Annotated in this window: 19 protein-coding genes; 7 read left to right on the plus strand and 12 right to left on the minus strand. The window is 44.2% G+C overall.

Annotated features, from left to right (window positions below):
* Positions 1–34: 34 nt before the first annotated feature.
* The 6 genes from atpH to D0C36_RS23340 all read right to left on the minus strand — a co-directional run bounded on the left by atpH (position 35) and on the right by D0C36_RS23340 (position 3,221).
* Positions 35–580 carry an ATP synthase F1 subunit delta gene (gene atpH / locus D0C36_RS23315; RefSeq protein WP_117394137.1) on the minus strand — a complete coding sequence of 182 codons (546 nt, stop codon included), beginning with the start codon at positions 578–580 and terminating at the stop codon, positions 35–37.
* 82 nt (positions 581–662) lie between these two features.
* The gene (gene atpF, locus D0C36_RS23320; RefSeq protein ID WP_117394138.1) at positions 663–1,154 is read right to left on the minus strand and encodes a F0F1 ATP synthase subunit B; all 492 of its coding nucleotides are present in this window, start codon (positions 1,152–1,154) and stop codon (positions 663–665) included.
* Positions 1,155–1,249: 95 nt separating this feature from the next.
* Positions 1,250–1,459, minus strand: a complete 210-nt coding sequence (atpE, locus tag D0C36_RS23325) for an ATP synthase F0 subunit C (protein ID WP_022830206.1) — start codon at positions 1,457–1,459, stop codon at positions 1,250–1,252.
* 48 nt (positions 1,460–1,507) lie between these two features.
* Positions 1,508–2,491: a F0F1 ATP synthase subunit A gene (gene atpB, locus D0C36_RS23330; protein WP_394339854.1), complete on the minus strand. Its 984-nt coding sequence runs from the start codon at positions 2,489–2,491 to the stop codon at positions 1,508–1,510.
* A gap of 134 nt (positions 2,492–2,625) precedes the next feature.
* Positions 2,626–2,994, minus strand: a complete 369-nt coding sequence (locus D0C36_RS23335; protein ID WP_117394140.1) for a hypothetical protein — start codon at positions 2,992–2,994, stop codon at positions 2,626–2,628.
* Complete coding sequence (locus D0C36_RS23340) at positions 2,991–3,221, minus strand: AtpZ/AtpI family protein (protein ID WP_117394141.1); 231 nt, start codon at positions 3,219–3,221, stop codon at positions 2,991–2,993. Before D0C36_RS23340 ends, D0C36_RS23335 begins: the two co-directional genes overlap by 4 nt.
* Positions 3,222–3,311: 90 nt before the next feature.
* Between D0C36_RS23340 and D0C36_RS23345 the strand changes: the two genes are divergently transcribed.
* The 5 genes from D0C36_RS23345 (at position 3,312) to uvrC (ending at position 11,122) form a co-directional block, all read left to right on the plus strand.
* A complete protein-coding gene (locus tag D0C36_RS23345) occupies positions 3,312–3,497 on the plus strand; it encodes a hypothetical protein (protein ID WP_117394142.1) in 186 nt (61 codons plus the stop codon).
* Positions 3,494–3,976: a nucleotidyltransferase gene (locus tag D0C36_RS23350; protein WP_117394143.1), complete on the plus strand. Its 483-nt coding sequence runs from the start codon at positions 3,494–3,496 to the stop codon at positions 3,974–3,976. Before D0C36_RS23345 ends, D0C36_RS23350 begins: the two co-directional genes overlap by 4 nt.
* Positions 3,977–3,998: 22 nt before the next feature.
* On the plus strand, positions 3,999–6,941 hold the full coding sequence (gene porW, locus D0C36_RS23355; RefSeq protein ID WP_117394144.1) for a type IX secretion system periplasmic lipoprotein PorW/SprE: 2,943 nt from the start codon (positions 3,999–4,001) through the stop codon (positions 6,939–6,941).
* Positions 6,942–9,191 (plus strand): penicillin-binding protein 1A, encoded by a 2,250-nt coding sequence (locus D0C36_RS23360; protein ID WP_117394145.1) that lies wholly within the window; start codon positions 6,942–6,944, stop codon positions 9,189–9,191.
* 98 nt (positions 9,192–9,289) lie between these two features.
* The gene (uvrC, locus tag D0C36_RS23365; protein WP_117394146.1) at positions 9,290–11,122 is read left to right on the plus strand and encodes an excinuclease ABC subunit UvrC; all 1,833 of its coding nucleotides are present in this window, start codon (positions 9,290–9,292) and stop codon (positions 11,120–11,122) included.
* A 220-nt stretch (positions 11,123–11,342) separates the two neighbouring features.
* On the opposite strand, the gene porN is transcribed toward uvrC, so the two are convergent.
* The 6 genes from porN to D0C36_RS23395 all read right to left on the minus strand — a co-directional run bounded on the left by porN (position 11,343) and on the right by D0C36_RS23395 (position 18,081).
* Entirely contained in the window at positions 11,343–12,302 is a 960-nt protein-coding gene (gene porN / locus D0C36_RS23370) for a type IX secretion system ring subunit PorN/GldN (protein WP_117394147.1), read from the minus strand.
* A gap of 9 nt (positions 12,303–12,311) precedes the next feature.
* On the minus strand, positions 12,312–13,832 hold the full coding sequence (gene porM / locus D0C36_RS23375) for a type IX secretion system motor protein PorM/GldM (RefSeq protein ID WP_117394148.1): 1,521 nt from the start codon (positions 13,830–13,832) through the stop codon (positions 12,312–12,314).
* A 42-nt stretch (positions 13,833–13,874) separates the two neighbouring features.
* Positions 13,875–14,684, minus strand: a complete 810-nt coding sequence (gene porL, locus D0C36_RS23380; RefSeq protein WP_117394149.1) for a type IX secretion system motor protein PorL/GldL — start codon at positions 14,682–14,684, stop codon at positions 13,875–13,877.
* Between the two features lie 44 nt (positions 14,685–14,728).
* Positions 14,729–16,054 (minus strand): T9SS ring complex lipoprotein PorK/GldK, encoded by a 1,326-nt coding sequence (gene porK / locus D0C36_RS23385; RefSeq protein WP_117394150.1) that lies wholly within the window; start codon positions 16,052–16,054, stop codon positions 14,729–14,731.
* A 249-nt stretch (positions 16,055–16,303) separates the two neighbouring features.
* Positions 16,304–17,068, minus strand: a complete 765-nt coding sequence (locus D0C36_RS23390) for a uroporphyrinogen-III synthase (RefSeq protein WP_117394151.1) — start codon at positions 17,066–17,068, stop codon at positions 16,304–16,306.
* 5 nt (positions 17,069–17,073) lie between these two features.
* Positions 17,074–18,081, minus strand: coding sequence for a DUF4271 domain-containing protein (locus tag D0C36_RS23395; RefSeq protein WP_117394152.1), 1,008 nt, complete (start codon positions 18,079–18,081; stop codon positions 17,074–17,076).
* Between the two features lie 250 nt (positions 18,082–18,331).
* On the opposite strand from D0C36_RS23395, the gene hemW reads away from it, so the two are divergent.
* Positions 18,332–19,453 (plus strand): radical SAM family heme chaperone HemW, encoded by a 1,122-nt coding sequence (gene hemW, locus D0C36_RS23400; protein ID WP_117394153.1) that lies wholly within the window; start codon positions 18,332–18,334, stop codon positions 19,451–19,453.
* A gap of 228 nt (positions 19,454–19,681) precedes the next feature.
* Positions 19,682–20,230 (plus strand): fasciclin domain-containing protein, encoded by a 549-nt coding sequence (locus D0C36_RS23405; RefSeq protein ID WP_117394154.1) that lies wholly within the window; start codon positions 19,682–19,684, stop codon positions 20,228–20,230.
* Positions 20,231–20,574: the final 344 nt, after the last annotated feature.

The following is a 20,574-nucleotide window of genomic DNA, read 5'->3' on the forward strand; positions in this document are numbered from 1 at the left end:
TTTTAAAATTTATTTAGAGTTTATTTTTCTGTTATTAAACTGCCTTAGCGGCAAAATCTTTTCTTAATTTATTCAGGGCGCTTTGTACGCTGGTATCCAGTTGTCTGTCGCCAACGGTTAGCACAAAACCACCTATTAAAGCTGCATCAACCTTAGCGTTAAGCTGTATGGTACCGCCAATAGCTTTCTGCAACTCATCAGTAATAACCTGTTGGTTAGCAGCAGACAGCGGGGTAGCAGATACAACAGTAGCTTTAGTAATATGCTTAGCTACGTTATACAGGTTAATGTACTCTTTAGCTGTTGCATAAAGTACTTCGCCACGCCCCTTGTTCACCATCAGTTTAAAAAAGCTGATGGTAATGTTGTTTACTTTACCCCCAAATATGGCATCAAGTATCTGTACTTTTTTCAGTTGCGGAACAATTGGGTTGCTCAGCACGGCTTTAAGCTCAGATGATGCTTTAAGTGTTTGAAGAAAAGTATCCATATCGGCTTTGATCGCATCAACAACATTTTGTTCCTGTGCAAGCTCTATAAGCGATTTGGCGTACCTGATTCCTATGGTTACTTCTGACATGTCTTATTTTGATAGTGAGTGGTGAATGGTTGAATGGTGAGCGGTTTAACTACTCACTAATCTCTGATCACCAATCTCCAAATTATAACTTCACTTCTTTTAACAGCTGTGATACCAGTTCGTCCTGCTTTTGCTGGTCTTGTAACTGGTTTTGTAATATCTTTTCAGCAACCTGTATAGATAGCTCTGCAACCTGGTTTTTAACATCAGCCATTGCAATAGCTTTCTGGTTGTTTATTTCAACACGTGCAAGTTCAATCTGGCGTGCACCTTCTTTGTGTGCAGCTTCTTTAGCGTCAGCAATGATCTGCTCTTTGATCTTTTTAGCTTCAGAAAGGATCAGGTCGCGCTCGGCACGGGCTTGTTTCAACAACACCTCGTTCTCGTTAGTAAGGCGGCTCATCTCTTCTTTAGCTGCTTCAGCCTTAAGCAAAGCATCTTCAATAGAGCGCTCACGATCATCAATAGCGCTCATGATAGGTTTCCATGCAAATTTAGCAAGCAGGAAAAACAGCACTAAGAACGATACGGTGGTCCAAAAAACCAAACCAATTTCAGGAGTTACTAATTCCATGTTTTGTTTTATATATGAGTTTAAATGTCAATTTTAATAACCGTACCTGCCGCCAATCGCTGCAAGTACGGTTAAAATTTTTTCCGGGCGATGGATTATTTCAAGCCCAGGAATGATACAACCACACCGAACAGAGCAGCACCCTCGATAAGAGCGGCAGCAATGATCATCGCAGTTTGGATTTTTGAAGCAGCTTCAGGCTGGCGAGAGATACCTTCCATCGCTTTACCACCTACCTGACCGATACCGATACCAGCACCGATTACTGCTAAACCTGCACCTAATGCAGCAATACTTCCAATCATTGTTTTAAATTTAAAAGTGAATATATATTATATGGTTATTTACAATTATTAATGGTGATGCTCTTCAATAGCAGTACCAATAAATAGTGCTGTTAACAGCGTGAAAATGAAGGCCTGCAATGCAGCAACCAGCAACTCTAACACATCCATAAACACCACAAAGGCAACTGATACCGGTGCAATAGCAACGCTCTTGAACACAAATATCAATGATATTAAGCTTAACACAATGATGTGCCCTGCTGTAATGTTAGCAAACAAACGGATCATCAATGCAAACGGCTTAGAGATGATACCTACCAGCTCTACCGGCCACATAATTGGGTACAACCAAACCGGTACGTCTGGTGCAAAAATGTGTTTCCAGTAGTATTTGTTACCATTTACGTTAACGATGATCAACGTGATAAGCGATAGCACAAAAGTTACCGCGATGTTACCTGTTAAGTTTGAACCACCCGGGAAGAAAGGAACTAAACCGATTAAGTTGTTGATCCAGATGAAGAAGAACACGGTTAATAAAAGCGGCATAAAGCGCTGGTATTTGTAACCGATGTTTGGGCGGGCAATATCATCACGTACAAACAGGATAATAGGCTCCATAAAAGATTGTAAACCTTTTGGCGCTTTGCCTGCACGCTTTTTGTAAGCTGCAGAAACGCTGAAGAATATAATTAACAGCAACACAAAAGAGATCCACATACTTACCACGTTTTTAGTGATAGAGAAGTCGATCAGTTTTTTGTGCATATTAAGCATGTTTGCACCGGCAACTAATTCTTCGCCGGGGCCAACAATGGCAATTTTATCTTTTACTAAACGGTAGGTGTAGTATTGACCTTTATAATCAGCATGGCCATGCTCGAAATGAGCAGATGAGAACACCTCGAAACCCTGATCGGTATAAAGGATAACAGGCAGGGCAACTGTAGTATGGCCCCACAAATGCCAGCTATGCGAATCGGCAATGTGTTCAAGTATTACCTCACTTGGGCTAAACTCCTTTTCGTTGTGCGATTCTGACGCTTCCACGGCGTGTTCCTCATGCTGTATAGCAAAAGTTTTACAAGTGACAAACGTTAAAAAAACGCCTAAAATGAGGCTTAAAGCTATTTTTTTTGAATTCAAAATACGGCTTAAATACATTGAATGAGTGTTTTTTACTTCTAATTTTGGTTGCGCAAGTTACACAACAAAACGTAAACTTCAAAGGCGGTATTTAAGAAATATAAATAAGCAAAATCGAGCAAAAAAACGGTCTTATCGATGTGTATTTTTGACACAAATATCAGGGCAAAAGCCATGCATCCTAACATCTTTACAATGGTAGTTGCCAGGAAGGTTTGGGCGTATAATTCGGGTTTAATACGCTGTACGGCCAATAATGAGGCAATTACTATAACCGTGAAAGCTGTAACAAAGAAGAAAAGTACCCAGAATTTAGGCACCAACCAGGCGCTGCCCAACAGTGCAGGAATGGCAGCAAGTATCGCCACAAATACCACAAATTGAAGTATAATTTTTTGTGTCTTCAATCTCTTACTGCTCTAATTACCAGGTATAACGAAACAAAAACTCCCACCAAAGCCAGGGTAGCTGTAACCCACTTGGTCTCATGCGCGGCGGCCTCATCTATTTTATAGCCTGCGAAGGCAAAAATACCTATCACAACTATCATTTGCACAGCAAGGCCCGTGTATTTAGCATAAGCATTAACGGGGCTGCCCCCACTACTGTTATCCTTTGGTTCATTTTCTTCCATCGGGCAAATTTATTAAACCTATTGCATAATGTTTAGTATTTTAGCAAATGCGTTTGTTGCATATATTCTAATAACATTCAGGCTAAAACCATGGAAAAGGTAGTAAATTTCGTAAAGCAGGAAGACGAGGAAATGGCTTATATTCAGTATTGGCTAAACCAGCCCGTTGCCGAGCGTTTAAAGGAAGTGACACGCCTTAGGTTTAACTATTATAAATGGTTAAATAAATCTTTCCCGTCTAAGATTGAGAAAGTGGTTAATCAACATCCATTATGATACTTGAAAAGGATTTTCAGGAATTTATCGCTTTGCTAAATCAGCATGATGTTGCTTATATGGTTGTAGGCGCTCATGCATTGGCCTTTCACGGCAAACCCAGGCATACTGGTGACTTAGATATATGGATAAATCCTACAGAAGAAAATGCCGGTAAAATGCTATTAGTAATTAATGACTTTGGATTCGGATCTGTAGGTTTAAAGAAAGACGATTTTTTAAGGGAACATTATGTAACTCAACTTGGCTATCCCCCGCTAAGGATAGATATTTTGAATAGTATTTCGGGAGTTACTTTTGAAGAGGCCTTTAATAACAGGTTGTTCGTAGATGTGGATGATTTAACAATTAGTTATATTGGCCTGGACGATCTTATAAAGAATAAAGCCGGTACGGCGAGAAAACAAGATTTAGCCGACCTTGAAAACCTTTATAAATTAGCCAACTCTTCAAAACAGAAGGGCGACCAAAAACCATAACCTGTCACAAACATCTATTAAATTGAGGTACAATCACATCCCTTTAAAGATAAAACCGGGCTTGCTTGCAATTTGCCTCTTTATTGCCGGTTGCTCGCTGGAGAAGCAGAGTGCCGTTAACCGCGGGCTGCAGAACCTTACGGCCAAATACAACATTCTTTTTAATGCCAACGAAATCCTACGGGCAAAGCAGGCCGCTTATGAGCAGGCTTATGTTGATGATTACAGCGAACTGCTAAGCGTTTACCGCGATACCACTGCCGGCATGGACCAGCCCGATGCCGACCTTGATGCTGTAAAGTCGCGCGCTAACAAGATCATCAGTGTAAAAGAGCAAAGTCATTATTTAGGTGATGCTTACCTGTTATTAAGCAAAGCCAATTTTTACGATGGTAATTATTTTGATGCCATTGAGTATGCCAACTATGTGATCCGCTCATTTGGTGCAACCCAGCCCGAGCTGAGGCAGGAAGCATTGGTTTACAAATCGCGATCGCTGCTTTATATCAAACAACCAAATGATGCGAAGGTGTCGCTGGATACTGCCTTGCGAAACGTAAATCCTAAAAAGAAGATCACAGCCGATGTTTATGCCAGCAAGCTGCAGTATGATATCAATGTACAGGATTATACTGATGCCGAGGCAATGGCGAAACTGGCCATCGAATACTCAAACAACAGCGAACAGGAACTGCGCTGGACCTACATCCTTGGCCAGCTACAGGAACTGAACCATAAACCAACGGATGCCATTGCCAGCTACAGCCGCGTGGCACGCAGCAATGCTCTGTTTGATATGGCTTTTAATGCCAACCTTAATCGCATACGCATTGAGGAAGGGCAAAGCGGCGTTAAGCTTACCCGCGCGGCCAGACTTCGCTCCTTATTAAAGAACCCTAACAACAAAGATTTCAACGACCAGATCTATTACCAGATAGGCGAACTGCAATATGCTGATGGCAATATTGATGAGGCGCTGAAAAGCTACGCTCAATCTGTAAAGGCCAGCATCAGGAACCAAACGCAGAAAGGCCTCTCCTACCTGCGCACTGCCGATGTGTACTTCACCAACAAAGCCGATTATGTAAAGGCTAAAATGTATTACGATAGTACGCTGGCTAATCTTCCGCCAAATTACCCGCGTTATACCATCATCGCCAAAAAGGCCGATAACCTACAGATACTTGCCGACAGGTTGCAGATCATCTCGCGCGAGGATACGCTGCAAATGCTGGCCCGCCTTGATGAAGCTGCCCGCAATCAGCGGATAGATAAGATGGTAGAGGCCCAAACCATCAAACAAAAACAGGAAGCTAACATTGCCACCAGTGCACAGGCACGTAATACGGTTAATGTGAATGATCCGCCTGTGGAGAGCACCCCTACCGGCAGCGCTTTTTATTTTAATAACAGCAATGCGGTTAGTCAGGGTTTTAGCAATTTTAAACGCGTTTGGGGCAACCGCAAGCTGGAAGATAACTGGCGCAGGGCAAACCGCCAAAGCAGCAACATTACGCAAAATAACTCGGTAACACCTAATGCTGCCGACCCAACGCTGGCCTCAACCGACCCGACAAGTTTGGGCAACGCGGCCAATGTAGAAGCAAATAACTATCGCCAGCAAATTGTACAGAATCTGCCGCTTACCCCGCCATTGATGGCCCGCTCAAACAAGCGCGTGCTGGATGCTTACATGGATATTGCCACTTTCTATCGTGATATACTGGATGATAAAAAGGAAGCTATTATTGCTTTTGAAAAGATCCTGAGCCGTTTCCCTAATAATGATAATACGCCGGCTATTTATTATAACCTGTACAGGCTGTACAGCGAAACCAAAGACGAGCCATCATCAACAAAGTATAAAGACCTGCTGGTAAAAAACTATCCGCAAACACCTTTTGCCCGTACCATTCTCGATCCTGATTATGCCCAGCACGTGGCCGATGCTGATAACGGTTTTGCTATCCTATATAATAAGGTGTATGATCTTTACTCGGCAAAGCAGTACGCACAGGTAGTTACCTCTGCCGATGCCTTGTTGGCCCAGTATCCAAATAACCGCTACGCCGCCCAGGTTTATTACCTGCGTGCATTTGCAGCGGCGCACCAGGAAACATTGACACCGTTCAGTAATGACCTTAACCAGATAGTAACCCGTTATCCTGATGATAAACTCATTACCCCGCTGGTGAACCAGCACCTGGCTTATATTGCCGCCAACCAGGCCGAGCTATTGCAACGCAAAGTGGTATTGACTGATCGTGATGCTACCGACCCGCTGTTTACCCTGCCGATTGTTTATCAGCAAAAAACAGAATACCGTGTACCGGCAGAGAAGGTTGACATTGTACCGGATGTGCGTAAACCGGAAGAGAAACCTGCACCGGTGCCTGAGCCTGTCATCAAAGAAAAAGCATCAGAAATAACTAAAACAGAAACGCCGCCGGTTACCAAACCAGCCGAGCCTGAAGTTAAAAAACCGGTTGAAGAACCCGTGGTATCCAAACCTGCCGAACAGGCAGCTGTTACTCCACCGGTACAAGCACCAACACCGGAGCCTGCAAAACCTGAGGTTAAAAAACCAAAATACAACACCTCGATGTTCAGCAAGCGCGATAGCAGCAACTACTATTTTGTAGTAAATGTTGCATCGGGTACAACTAACGTGGCCTCTTCGCGTTTTGGCATTGGGCAGTTTAACAGGGTGAATTTTGAAGGTAACGCCATCAAACACCAGTTAAAAGCCGTTGGTGCCGATAACCAGCTGATATACGTTGGCCGCTTTACCAGCCTCAACGCTGTTAAGGATTACGCCCGCAATATTATCCCGCTGATGCCCGATATTATGAAGGTACCAAAGGACAAATACAGCTTTTTTATCATAACACAAGAAAATCTGGATAAATTAGCAGACAAAATTGCAATAGATAGTTACTACGAGTACTATCAGGAGAATTACTAAATGAAACCCACAAAAAACAAACTTGCCCAGCAAGACATTAAACGATACAACTGGTACATCTGGCGCTTCTTTATCTTTTGCTTCAGCATATTGGTGGTAGCGCTGCTGCTTATCGCCTTCCAGGTGTTTGGCCCGCTGCCATCATTCCGCGAGCTGGAGAACCCCAAGAGCGACCAGGCATCAGAAGTCATCTCGTCTGATAAGCAGGTTATCGGTAAGTATTATATCAAGAACCGCACAAGCGTTACCTACAAGCAAATCTCACCAAACGTGATCAACGCATTGGTGGCTACAGAGGATTCGCGCTTTTTTGAACACTCGGGTATCGATTTTCAGCGTACGTTCACTATCATCTTATATAACCTTGTGGGTAAAAAGCAGGGGGGCAGTACCATCACACAACAGTTAGCGCTTAACCTATTCTCAGAGCGTTCGCACAACCCGTTTAAACGTGTGGTACAAAAACTACAGGAATGGATAACCGCAGTTAAGCTGGAGCGCAATTATACCAAAGAAGAGATCCTGACGCTGTATTTAAATACAGTCGATTTTGGTGCTTACAATACTTATGGTATCAGCTCAGCATCACGCACATATTTTGCTACCACACCCGATAAATTAACGGCAGACCAGGCTGCATTGCTGATCGGTATGATCAACGGGCCGGGTATTTACTCGCCTATCAACCATCCCGATAATGCGATAAACCGCCGCAATTTTGTGCTTCGCCGTATGGCCGAAGAAGATAAGATAAGTCAGGGCCAAGCTGATGAGGCAAAGGCAAAACCGCTGGGATTGAAGTTCAATCCTATTAATCATAATGATGGTATTGCAACTTACTTCCGCGCAGTATTAAAGAAAGAAGTTCAGAAGATACTGGTTGATAAAGCCATTTTTAAACCCGACGGTGTTACCCCTTATGATCTGGATCGTGATGGTTTGAAGATCTACGTTACCCTAAATTCAACCATGCAGGAGTATGCCGAGGAAGCGCAAAAAGAATACATGCGTAACCTGCAGGCACAGTTTAACCAGCACTGGAAAGGTATCAGCCTTTGGAAAACCATCCCTACTTTCAAGTCGCTATTGGATAAAGGCATGAAACGATCAGACCGTTACATTGCTGCCAAACAACTAAATAAATCTGACGAGGAGATACGCGAAGAATTTAATACGCCTGCCAAAATGAACCTGTTCACCTGGCGCGGCGATATCGATACCACAATGAAGCCTATCGACTCTATTGTGTATTGTAAAATGATGCTACGCAATGCCATGATGAGTATGGACCCTACCACCGGCTACATTAAAGCCTGGGTGGGCGGCACCAACTTTGAGCACTTTAAGTACGACCAGGTAAAGATGGGTACCCGCCAAGTGGGTTCAACCGCTAAACCATTTACTTATGCCGTGGCTATCGAAAACGGCATTTCGCCATGTATGCAAGTAGCTAACGAGCCTATTACTATTACGGGTTATGGTTCGCCATGGTCGCCGCGCTCATCACCGAGCGAGACCGTGCCGGGTGTGATAACCTTGCGTACCGCCTTGGCCCGTTCACAAAACTGGGTTACCGCCTACGTAATGAACGAGGTAAAACCGCAGCCCGTTGCAGACCTGATCAAGAAAATGGGTGTTACCAGCAACGTGCCGCCATACCCCTCTATCTGTTTGGGTACGTTTGATGCTTCGGTATTTGATATGACCGGCGCTTATTCGGCATTCGCCAACCAAGGCGTTTGGACGGAACCTACTTACCTGCTGCGTATTGAGGATAAAAACGGAAACGTACTTTACAATAACTCGCCGCGTGTGGTACAGGCCATGAACGAGCAAACCGCTTACGTTATGACCTATATGCTTAAAGGCGTTATTGACGAGGGTACCGGCTGGCGCATGCGTGGCACGTACAAACTCAACAACCCTATAGGCGGTAAAACAGGTACTACTAATGATAACTCTGACGGTTGGTTCATCGGTATAACCCCGCAACTGGTAACCGGCGTGTGGACAGGCTGCGAGGACCGCGATATCCACTTCCGCTCAACCCGTTTGGGTGAGGGTGCCAATACTGCCCTGCCTATATGGGCGTTATATATGAAACGCGTTTACGCCAACCCCGAGCTGGGCATCAAAAAGAATATAGACTTTGTTCCGCCAAAATCGGGTTTATCCATCACACTGGATTGCAACGCCTACAGCCAGCAACAAACCGGGCAAACAGAGGTGGAGAAGAAACTGGATTTTTAGTTTGCAGTTAGTAGTTTGCAGTTTGCAAAACTACCTTTGCGATATGGCCGTTAAATATTGACTGCAAACTGCCAACCGGCAACTGCAAACTGAGGGGCATGGAAAAATTCGATCACAGGGAAGCTTTAAAAAACATACCGCACAAGCCGGGGGTGTATCAGTATTGGGATGCCGATAATGAACTGATATACATTGGCAAGGCTAAAAACCTGCGCAACCGCGTGGGATCGTACTTTAATAAGGATACGCAGATAAACGCCAAAACGCGGGTACTGGTATCCAAGATCCGCAAGATCACTTTCACTATTGTTGATACCGAGGTAGATGCATGGCTGCTGGAGAATGCCATGATCAAAAAGCATCAGCCGCGCTACAACGTAATGCTGAAGGATGATAAAACTTATCCCTGGATCATCATCAAGAACGAGAATTTCCCGCGTATATACTGGACCAGGCGCATCATTAAGGACGGTTCTAAATACCTTGGCCCTTATGCTTCGGTAAGCATGATGCATACCATACTGGGGCTGATTAAGGAAACCTATCCACTGCGTACCTGCAGCCTGGCATTAACGCGTGAGAATATTGATAAAGGCAAATTCAAAGTTTGCTTAGAGTATCAGTTGGGCAACTGCAAAGGTCCCTGCCAGAATTTCCAGTCGGAAGAGGATTACGACCGCGGCATTGCCGAGATAACAGATATGCTGAACGGCAAGATTGGCAACGTGGTTCGCGGCCTTAAGCGCGACCTTGATGAAGCCGTTGCCGACCTCAATTTTGAACTTGCCCACCGCCTTAAACGCAAAGCCGACCTGTTGGAGAACTACCAGAGTAAATCTACCGTTGTAAACTCGTCTATTACGGATGTGGATGTGTTCAGCATTGCATCCGAGGAGAAATACGCCTTTGTAAATTACTTAAAGGTAATGAACGGCACCATCATCCAAACGCAAACCATCGAGTTGAAGAAACGTCTGGATGAGAGTGATGAGGAATTACTGGAGATCGCCATTAGCGAGTTCCGGACAAGGTATAACAGTACATCAAAAGAGATCATTGTTCCGTTTGATATCGATCTGGAAGACAGCCGCATTAAATTCACCGTACCTAAACTGGGCGAGAAACGCAAACTGCTTGACTTATCGCAGAAGAACGTACAGTTCTTTAAAAAGGAAAAGATAGACCAGTACGAGAAACTAAACCCCGAGGTACGTACCGAGCGCCTGCTTACGCAGATGATGAAGGATCTGCGCATGAACCAGTTGCCGCGACACATCGAGTGTTTTGATAACTCAAACTTTCAGGGTAAGTATCCGGTATCGGCCATTGTGGTTTTTAAGGACGGCAAGCCATCTAAAAAGGATTACCGTTTCTTTAACGTAAAAACGGTTGAGGGCCCTAATGACTTTGCCACCATGGAAGAGGCCGTTTTCCGCCGTTACCGCCGCACGTTGGATGAGGATACCGGCTTGCCGCAATTGATCATTATTGATGGTGGTAAGGGGCAGTTGTCATCGGCTTTAAAAAGCTTGAAATTATTAGGTATCGAGAAGCAAGTAACTGTTATCGGCATTGCTAAACGTTTGGAAGAACTCTACTATCCCGGCGACCAATACCCGATGTATTTAGACAAAAAATCAGAGACGCTAAAGATCATCCAGCAACTGCGGGATGAGGCACACCGTTTCGGCATCACGGCACACCGCAAAAAGCGCGACAAAGGCACTTTAGCCACCGAACTGGAACTGATAGACGGCATTGGCAAAACAACTGCCGAGAAGCTCTTAAAATACTTTAAATCGGTAAAGAAAATTAAAGAAGCTACGGAGACCGAACTGCAGGAAGTAGTGAACCTTAAACAAGCCAAAGCTATCACCGCCTATTTTAACCCCGCTGTGAGCGAGCAAAAGGCCGGTGGTTTGTTGCCGTAAGCTATTTTTAATACCATCAAAAATCCATGTCATTGCGAGCGATAGCGTGGCAATCTCATCGCGTTCGACTAAACGCGATGAGATTGCCGCGTCGCTGGCGCTCCTCGCGATGACATGATTTTCTACACAATAAAAGCCCCGCCTGTAAAACAAGCGGGGCTTCATATTTAAAATAAAGAGGCTAACTAATCTCTAACCTCAAATCTCTGATCTCTAAAACTTAATATTGCCACAGGTTAAGCTCCCAGTCCATCAGGCTCTTTTTGATCCTGTCGCTTTCGTAGAGCTTATCAATACCTTGTGCGTAATCGCGGATACGTTCGTCTTTATCGTTAGATTGTTTGACAATGTAGCTGGTGAAAATACGTTTCACTAAACAGTCGTCAAAGCTTAGTCCGGTTGCATCGTTGTTGCGGCTAACGGCTTCTTTGGTTGCCAGTATAGGGCGTGCTTCAGGGAAGTAGATCCAGAAAGCCGGTTGGTATTCCAGGTCTAAACCCGCTGCTTTTGGCTTTACCAACGGGGCAATACCAACTATACGTGGCTCAAAAATTGAACGTTGTTTGTCAAACACCCAGTCTTCCTTTAAGCGGAATTTAACAACACTATCCGGGTTAAATTCGCCGGCCATAACTTTAGAACCTATTTTCTCGCCGGTGTTTTTATCAAATTGATCTACTACTGCACTATCAGCCATTTTGCTGCGTGCCTGAGCGCCGCTTAGTGGCCTTGTAAAGCCATCACCATTCGGATCGTCTTTTGACGGAGTTGGATCGTAAGCGGTTAATTCGCCTGCATCAATAGCAGCCATCAATACATCAATTAAGCGCATTTTTGGCGATGCCAGGTACTGGTTCATTTTCTCGCGAACGTCAATCTCTCTCCAGATACGTTTAGCAAACATTACATCGGCTTCGCGCAGGTTAGCGTATGGAGTTACTTTTGCACTAAGGATGTTGTTCTTTTTGTAGTAACCATCCAAAGGGCGGTCAAAAGGTTTTTTCCTTGCAGTATCAGGCTGTAAAGAAGCGCTGGCACCAGTAGTTGCAGGTGCAACCGCTGTACGCGGGGCAGCCTGGCGCGTGGTTGTAGCCTTACGCTTGGTAGTGGTTTTTTTGCGTTGTGCAAAAGAAACACTGCAAACCATGCAAAGTAAAACGATCAAATATGTCTTTTTCATAATCTCCAATTAATTAGCCTGTATTACCATACCGTCTAATCCACGCTGAGTACCATCAGGGCCCACAGCTACAACTTCTTTAAATACTAAGGTAGATCCCGGCGTGATACCCGCCAAAGCAGATTTCATAGCACCAGAAAGTTCGCCACCTGTGGTTGACAGGATGATGGCATCCTGGCGAGGTTTGATCAAGATCATCGTAAAACGGGTTACGTTAAACTTAGCATCAAACTCAAAGTTATCTAACTTGGCAAAAAGCCTGTCTTGTGCACGTAAGTTGGCAGCGCTTGTGTTACCACCGCTTTTGCCGGCAAACATCGCTCTTGGGTCAGGGATACGTTTTACACGGAACTCCGAAGTACCTAACACGGTACCTTTATCGCCGCTAACAGTTACTTTAGCTGTACCAATTGATGATACGTTAGCTGTGTAGTGACCGCCCGAACCACTGATAGAACCGCCGCTGATGCTTACTTTAATTTTATCTTTTGAAACACCCGGTGCCGATACTGATAATGGGTTTGGCACGCCGATATACAATACGTTCATCTTATCAGGAGATACCACTGCCGATGGGCGGGCTACCTGGTAAGTTTGCGGTGCTGTTGTGTAATCTTTAAAAGTACCGTCGTTCTGGCGCACATGGATTTTACCTACCCATGTGAAAGTACCTTCAGAACCGGTGCTTACCGTATAAGTACCTTTACCATCTTTGGTTGCCAGTTTATTACCGTTAACAGAAATATCAGGGTTTGATTTTGAATCAGACGCTGTAAGGAAAACCTCTGCCGTGTATGGCTGGCCTGCTATTACATAGCTTGATGGCGCAACTGCAACCGCGTTGAATTTATCAAGGTTCACTACGGCCTGGTCAACCTCGCCTAAGATCTTTTTAACAACCTCGTTCTCGGCATTCTTGGTATCAGCCTGTAATTTGGCTAAAGTGGTTAAAGTAGCGCCCAAAGGGATACCATCGCCAAAGTTAGCTTCCTGCCAGGTTTTTTTGATATCGCCACGTTTTGGTGGATCGATAGCATTTAACGAGAAATTTACACCTGCCCTGTCGCGTTCCGGTAATGTCTCTATCAATTGCTTGCGCGTTTCGTCTATCTTTTCGCGCAATACATCTGCATTTTTTCCGTCGATCATTAAGTGGGCCGATACATCAAGGTTATCGCGTTGCGCCACGTCATTTATCTCGGGATTAAAGCCGCCACCTGCTGCTGTTAATTTCTGCTTTAACGATTCGATATAGTTGTAAAGATCATTGGCTATTGCACTGGCCTTTTTCGCTTTATCGTAAATTGGCTGTGCCCTTTCCTTTTGTTCTTTCAACTTGGTTGCTTCAAACGCTTTGTAGGTATTATCAATACCTGTAGTAACGTTTTTGGATGAAGTCTCCAAACTCACCGTAATATTTCTGAAGGCATCGAGTAAACTATCCGGCACGTTTAAGGCTATAAGCCCTAATAGTACCAGGTATAGTATACCTATCATCCGCTGCCTTGGGGTTTCTTTACCGCCCGCCATACCTTGTATTTATCAGTTTATACTTCTGTCAAAAAAAATTATTTAGCTAACTCGCGGTTGGTTCATGGCAGTAAGCATGTTACCGTAAATTGAGTTAAGCGACGCAAGGTTCTTAGCTAAGCGACCTACCTCTTCTTTAAACTGTTTAGAATCTTCTAATGATTCGTTAAAGTTGTTCATGGTAAGCGCCAGGTTCTGATAAAACTTGTTCATTGATTTTAAGTGCGCGCTTGAGTCTTGTAGCTCCAGCTCATAAACCGCGTTTAATGACGACAGGTTTTTAGCCAGGTTGTTCACCTGATCGTGGTACGCTTTGGTATCAATGTTAGTATTAGCCATTTCAGCAAGGTTAGCAGATGCTTTATCAAAAGCATTGCTTAAGTTATCGTAGCTTGCTGTAGCCTGTTTTACTTTGTTGGTGTAGGCAATAGTTGCATCGCCGGCATCGGTAACGCGCGATATAGCGTTTACTTTATCACCAAAGGTTCTTAAACCTTCGCCAAGGCTGCCAATAAGCTCAGGGCCAATTTTGGCATCCTCAAGCATTTTATCCAACGCTGCTGTGTTTGAGAAATTAGCAGGAACTGCTGCAGCCGGGCGGGCCGATACTTTTGGCAGTTCTCCGTTGTAATCCTCATCCAACTCAGGATAAGCACGTGTCCAATCAATCTCCTTGTCTTCCCTCTGGAAGCCTAACATCAAGAACAATAAAGCCTCAACTGTTAAACCACCGGCAATAAAATAGGTTGAGCCCGGTAAGTGAAGGATCTTGAACATCAATCCCACAATTACAATAGAGGCACCCCATGATACGATGTTGCCAATTCCGTAAGGTTTTTTCTTCCCAGCCATAATCTTTTTGTGTAGTAGTAGTTTTGTTATTTGTGTGTTTTGTTTTAGCGTCTGTCTCTGATGTCGCGGCCCATGTAATCAGTTACGCAACGGAAACCGATATATGATTTCGCAGTGTCCTGATACTCAAAGCTGCGGGTTGAGTTTTGTAAGAAGTAACCTATATCTTTCCACGAACCGCCGCGTACCACCTTGCGTTTTAACACTTCAGGGTCGCTGGCTTTAGCTTCGTAATGGAAAGCCGGGTTAAGGTCATGCACAAAGGTTGATGCAGACTCATCATAAGCTGATGATGTCCACTCGGCAACGTTGCCGGCCATGTTGTACAAACCAAAATCATTAGGGAAATATGAACGTACGTTTACCGTGTAAGCGCCGCCATCATCAGTGTAGTTACCACGGCCCGGTTTAAAGTTGGCCATTAAACAACCTTTTGCATTTTTGATGTAAGGGCCGCCCCAAGGGTAATCAGTACCTATACGGCCACCGCGCGCTGCGTACTCAAACTGTGCCTCATCAGGCAGTTGGTAAGGGTTGTTGTGCGGTAGTTTACGTTTATCTTTAGCGCCATCGCTTAAGCGGGTGCGCCATACGCTGAAAGCGCGTGCCTGGCGCCAGGTAACACCAACAACAGGGTAGTTACGGAAAGCAGGGTGAGAGAAATAACCCTCAACCATAGGCTCGTTAGCTGCGTAAGAAAAATCGCTTAACCAAACAAGGGTATCAGGGTAAACACCCACGGTATCGCGGATGATGAAATCTGAACGGCGCTTGGTTTTATCATTACGGTAGTTTGATGCATCGCGTAACGACATTAATGAGTAGTTATACTTTAACAGGCGGATATCGATCTCGTTACGGTCAAATATACGGTCATCACCCTGGTAGTAAAGGCCTTGCAGTTTTTGTTGATTTGCTGAAGCATTTTTACCTTTTAAGCTGAATACAGGGTTTTTAGCCACATAATCCCAGTTAATGTACTTGCGGCCATTAGGATCTGCAGGAGCACCTTTTTTTGGCTGGTAGTAATATTTCTGATCGTTTAGATAGCTGGTAATAGCGATAGAGTCGCGCACCCAAAAAACAAACTGTTTGTATTTGGTGTTTGATATCTCAGTTTCATCCATAAAGAACGGCGATACCGTTACCTGTTTAGTTTGTGCGGTTTGGGCAAATGACACATCCTGGTCGGTTTGGCCCATTAAAAAGGTACCGCCTTTGATGTACACCATTCCGTAGGGCGTGGTAGCCCTAAAATTGCGCTGCCTAACACCGGTTACCTCACCGTTGTTACCGCCGCCACCACCAATACCACAACCGGTTAAAACAGTACCGGTTAAAACTGCAATCACAAAGTATAATTGTTTCATTTTGTATCCAAAATCAGTATTATGCTTTAATCTCCTATAAAAAATACCGAAACGCCCCGAATATATTAAAATTTACCGTATGCAAGGCTAAAAATTCTTTTTTAACGAGAGGTATTGTTACCACGGTTAAAAGCTTTACAACCTGCGTATTAAATAAAAAACGGTGAAAATATTTACTCCGTTTGAATAAACATTTTCACCGTTATACGCTTGGCCACGCAGAAAGTTGCGTTCGGCTACAGTTAAATTTTATTTATTAGCTTGTTTAACGTATTGCTCAATAGCCATAGTCATTGACGGGGCGCCTGGTGTTGGTGCCGGGATATCTAAGATAAGGCCTGCATCAAGCACTGCTTTATGGGTAGTAGCACCAAAAGCTGCGATACGTGTATTGTTCTGTTTAAAATCGGGAAAGTTCTTGTAAAGCGATTGTATGCTTGATGGGCTAAAGAAAGCTATCACATCATAAAACACTTCGGCAAGGTCACTTAAATCGCTGCATACGGTGCGGAAAAGCACAGCAGGAGTAAAGTTGTAACCATTATCTAACAAAAACTTCTGGGTTTCCTCTGCCGCAACATCAGAGCATGGGTAAAGGAACTTCTCGGCCGAGTGTTTCTTTAATACCTCTGCCAGATCGGCGGCGGTTTGTTTACCAAAGAAGATCTTACGCTTGCGGTATTGGATATACTTTTGCAAGTAAAGCGCAATGGTTTCTGAAAGGCAGAAATACTTCATTTCTACCGGTACCTCAAAACGCATTTCTTCGCATATACGGAAGAAGTGGTCGGCTGAGTTACGGCTGGTGAAAATTACCGCAGTAAAATCGGCCAGGTTAATTTTTTCCTTACGGAAGTCCTTGGCAGGTACGCCTTCTACGTGAATAAATGATCTGAAATCGATCTTTAAATTGAGCTTCTTAGCAAGTTCAGCGTAGGGGTTCTTGTCGTTCTCAGGTTTTGGTAATGTAACTAATATACTTTTAACCTTTTTCTTTCTGTCTTCCAATGCCATTTTATCTACCTAAATCCAATATTAAGCGCCTTTATCAGTATTAATATAGGGCAAATTTCGAGGGCACAAAGATACATAAATAAATAAAACTTATGAAATCGGAAATTTGTAATAATGCTTACGCTGCTGCGCAGGTACTGCCATATAAATATAATTATTACCAATACCAGGGTAATAGCCAGCAAGAAAGGGATAAAGGCATCGGCAATTAGGCTAAAGCACACGGCTACAGGCAAAAACACAAAAGTGATATTAAAATACGTGAGCGATAAGGTAGCTATATAGTCATCAACCAGCTTACTGATATCAAACACAAAACCCAGAAATTTAAGTACTAAAAGTTTAACTGCAAATAACGCAATGATAACAATAGACAGGGTTATGAATAGCTGGAAGCCTGCAATTGTATAATATACCTTATAATAACCTGTAGTAAGCAAATACAGCAACATACCGCAGGTAAGCCCAAAAAGGATAAACAAGCCGATAAACGTCCATGCGTTAATAGGGCTTTCTTCTTTCCCGGCGGGGCCGGCGGCCTTGCGATGGTAAAAAGACTGGAACACGTTAGCAACATCCTTGGTTGATGCGATATTTAAACCGGCAGCAAAAAGCAGCAAAATAAATATTACGCCTATCACCCAAATATCGCGTGAGGGGCGCGTGTGGCCGTACCCCTGATGGGACGCAACTTTAGTTGTTAAGCCCAGGAAAAGATCGTTCTTGTAAGCATTGGCCTTAAGGATGCTATCTACAAATGCGTTGGGCCGCTCAGGATCGGGCTTGGCTATGTACAACATAGAAAGCGAATCTGATATGAACTGCTCACGCATGGCCGATGCGTGGGCTACCGAATCTAAAAAAGGTAACGGACCAGTAAAACGCGGCTTCGGTTTTACCACAGGCGTATCAATAGCTACCTCGGTGGTATCATCGCTTACCTGTGCCTGCGCTGCAGAGCAGCCCAGGGTTATCAATAAAATAAATACTGTAAGCCAGCGTGTAGGTGCCATCAGCCCGCAAAGTTATTGTATTTATTGGATGATGCGTAATACAAATAAACCAGACCGGTGTGCCGCTAAAAGTCAATTAATATCCAAAAACTGTCATTTCGAACGAGCAGCAGGGAAGGAAAGCGGGCCGGCGTGAGGAGAAATCTTCTACGCCATAAGTAGCAGCTGCAGAAGCTTTCTCCTCGTACCTCGTTCGAAATGACAAATTTTTCTTACACGCCAATTAAAATAATATCCCGATTTTTGCGCTATGGCAGGTATTTATCTTCATGTTCCGTTTTGCAAGCAGGCCTGCCATTATTGCGATTTCCATTTCAGCACTTCCTTAAAATATAAGGACCAAATGCTGGATGCCATGCTCCGCGAACTGGAACTGCAAAAGGATTACCTAAAGGGCGAAACCATAGAGACCATTTACTTTGGCGGCGGCACCCCCTCGGTATTATCTGCCGATGAGGTGAACAGCCTCATCAACCGCATAACGCAATTACACAGTGTTAGCAGCAATGCCGAGATCACACTCGAGGCCAACCCTGATGACCTTGGCAGGGAGAAAATAAACGCGCTGCGCCAAACGCCTGTTAACCGCTTCAGTATAGGCATCCAATCCTTCTTTGATGAAGACCTGGCCTGGATGAACCGCGTGCACCGCGCGCAGGAAGCCGAAGCATCGGTAAAGCGCGCCCAGGATGCTGGCTTTGAGAACATCACCGTAGATCTTATTTACGGCTACCCCTTGCTTACCGATAGTAAATGGAAACATAACCTCGAAACAGTTTTCTCTTTAGGCATCCCCCATGTATCAGCCTACAGCATGACGGTTGAACCGCAAACCGCCCTGGCAGCGTTCATCAGCAAAAAGAAACAACCGCCCATGAACGAACAGCAAAGCGCCGAGCAATTTGCCTACATGCTTGATGCCATGCAAAGAAATGGTTTTGAGCATTACGAGATCTCTAACTTTTGCAAGCCTGGTCATTATAGCCGCCATAATTCTAATTATTGGAAGGGCGTAAAATACTTGGGCATTGGGCCATCTGCACATTCGTTTAATGGCGATACCCGCCAGTGGAACATCGCCAACAATGCCAAGTACTTGCAGGGTTTAAGCGATAACACCATCCCCGCCGAAACCGAAATCCTTACCGAAGCCGACCGCCTCAACGAATACATCATGACCTCGCTCCGTACCGTCTGGGGGCTGGATCTGAATAAATTGGATAGCATCGCCTCAGGTGCGTCATCAACCTTAATGAAAATAGCCGAGGAATATATCTCTCAGGGAAAACTACTAAAGAATGCCAATGTGCTAACGCTTACTACCGAAGGTAAGCTATATGCGGATGCCATTGCTGCGGAAATGTTTTTTTAGGGTACCCAATCTCGTCATTGCGAGGAACGAAGCAATCTCTTTAAGCAAATCCGGCATGCAAGGCGTTAACTTGTCCTAAAGAGATTGCTTCGTTCCTCGCAATGACGCATGAAGAAAATCACCCCCACTCCATTTAGCTATCCATCACACCGTTTCAGAGTTCGAAATAAAAATCCGCAAGGTGGGTTATCGGCGTATCTCTAAACAAATACGATAACCTCAAAAACAATGAAAAAATTAATCATCGCGGCGTTTGCCTTAGTAGCTATTGCAATCAGCCCAAAAACTTTTGCTCAAACTAAAATGGTTGGCGGTGCACCTATGTACCCAACCAAAGATATTGTTGACAATGCTGTAAACTCTAAAGACCACACTACCCTTGTAGCGGCTGTTAAAGCTGCGGGTTTGGTAGAAACTTTAAAATCTGCCGGTCCGTTCACTGTATTTGCTCCAACTAACGAGGCTTTCGATAAACTGCCAAAAGGCACTGTTGAGACCTTGTTAAAACCAGAGAACAAAGACATGCTGACCAAAATATTGACCTACCACGTAGTAGCAGGTAAATGGAGCGCAGCCGAACTAATGGCAAAAATTAAAGCAGGCAACGGTACAGCCGAATTGAAAACGGTAAGCGGTGGCACTTTAAAAGCCATGGCACAAGGTAAAAAAATATACCTGGTTGATGAAAAAGGCGGCAAAAGCTGGGTAACCATTGCTGATGTTAACCAAAGCAACGGCGTTATACACGTAGTAAACACTGTTTTAATGCCAAACTAATAATTAGTAGGCAGTTCTTAGTTAGCAGTTTGCAGTGAGAGGAGATTGATTCTGATAGGCAACTGTAAAAACAAATATGTACTCAGTTGGCGGCAGCGGTTGGTTTTAAAAATTAAGGAGTTTAAGGTTAATTGTAAAACCGCCAACTGAGTACAGAATTTGCAGCTTTGAACAGTTGACAGTTTTTGGTTCCCGGTTTGCAGTCAGAAAAAAAAGCTGCAAACTGTCCACTGTAAACTGCCAACAAAATAAAAAGCCCGGATGGTTTGACCATCTGGGCTTTTTTGTCAGCCGAATTTCAAAATGAGTTAAGCCCGTGTTTGCTCATTATTAAATAATTAATT

The organism is Mucilaginibacter conchicola, from assembly GCF_003432115.1.
Lineage (GTDB): Bacteria > Bacteroidota > Bacteroidia > Sphingobacteriales > Sphingobacteriaceae > Mucilaginibacter > Mucilaginibacter conchicola.

What these genes read in the sequence shown, in the direction of transcription:
- D0C36_RS23360 (WP_117394145.1), top strand. Translation starts at nt 6,942, where the DNA reads ATGAAACCCACAAAAAACAAACTTGCCCAGCAAGACATTAAACGATAC.
- D0C36_RS23350 (WP_117394143.1), top strand. Translation starts at nt 3,494, where the DNA reads ATGATACTTGAAAAGGATTTTCAGGAATTTATCGCTTTGCTAAATCAG.
- porK (WP_117394150.1), bottom strand. Translation starts at nt 16,054, where the DNA reads ATGAAACAATTATACTTTGTGATTGCAGTTTTAACCGGTACTGTTTTA.
- porN (WP_117394147.1), bottom strand. Translation starts at nt 12,302, where the DNA reads ATGAAAAAGACATATTTGATCGTTTTACTTTGCATGGTTTGCAGTGTT.
- hemW (WP_117394153.1), top strand. Translation starts at nt 18,332, where the DNA reads ATGGCAGGTATTTATCTTCATGTTCCGTTTTGCAAGCAGGCCTGCCAT.
- atpE (WP_022830206.1), bottom strand. Translation starts at nt 1,459, where the DNA reads ATGATTGGAAGTATTGCTGCATTAGGTGCAGGTTTAGCAGTAATCGGT.
- D0C36_RS23340 (WP_117394141.1), bottom strand. Translation starts at nt 3,221, where the DNA reads ATGGAAGAAAATGAACCAAAGGATAACAGTAGTGGGGGCAGCCCCGTT.
- atpH (WP_117394137.1), bottom strand. Translation starts at nt 580, where the DNA reads ATGTCAGAAGTAACCATAGGAATCAGGTACGCCAAATCGCTTATAGAG.
- D0C36_RS23345 (WP_117394142.1), top strand. Translation starts at nt 3,312, where the DNA reads ATGGAAAAGGTAGTAAATTTCGTAAAGCAGGAAGACGAGGAAATGGCT.
- D0C36_RS23390 (WP_117394151.1), bottom strand. Translation starts at nt 17,068, where the DNA reads ATGGCATTGGAAGACAGAAAGAAAAAGGTTAAAAGTATATTAGTTACA.
- porM (WP_117394148.1), bottom strand. Translation starts at nt 13,832, where the DNA reads ATGGCGGGCGGTAAAGAAACCCCAAGGCAGCGGATGATAGGTATACTA.
- D0C36_RS23405 (WP_117394154.1), top strand. Translation starts at nt 19,682, where the DNA reads ATGAAAAAATTAATCATCGCGGCGTTTGCCTTAGTAGCTATTGCAATC.
- D0C36_RS23395 (WP_117394152.1), bottom strand. Translation starts at nt 18,081, where the DNA reads ATGGCACCTACACGCTGGCTTACAGTATTTATTTTATTGATAACCCTG.
- porL (WP_117394149.1), bottom strand. Translation starts at nt 14,684, where the DNA reads ATGGCTGGGAAGAAAAAACCTTACGGAATTGGCAACATCGTATCATGG.
- uvrC (WP_117394146.1), top strand. Translation starts at nt 9,290, where the DNA reads ATGGAAAAATTCGATCACAGGGAAGCTTTAAAAAACATACCGCACAAG.
- atpF (WP_117394138.1), bottom strand. Translation starts at nt 1,154, where the DNA reads ATGGAATTAGTAACTCCTGAAATTGGTTTGGTTTTTTGGACCACCGTA.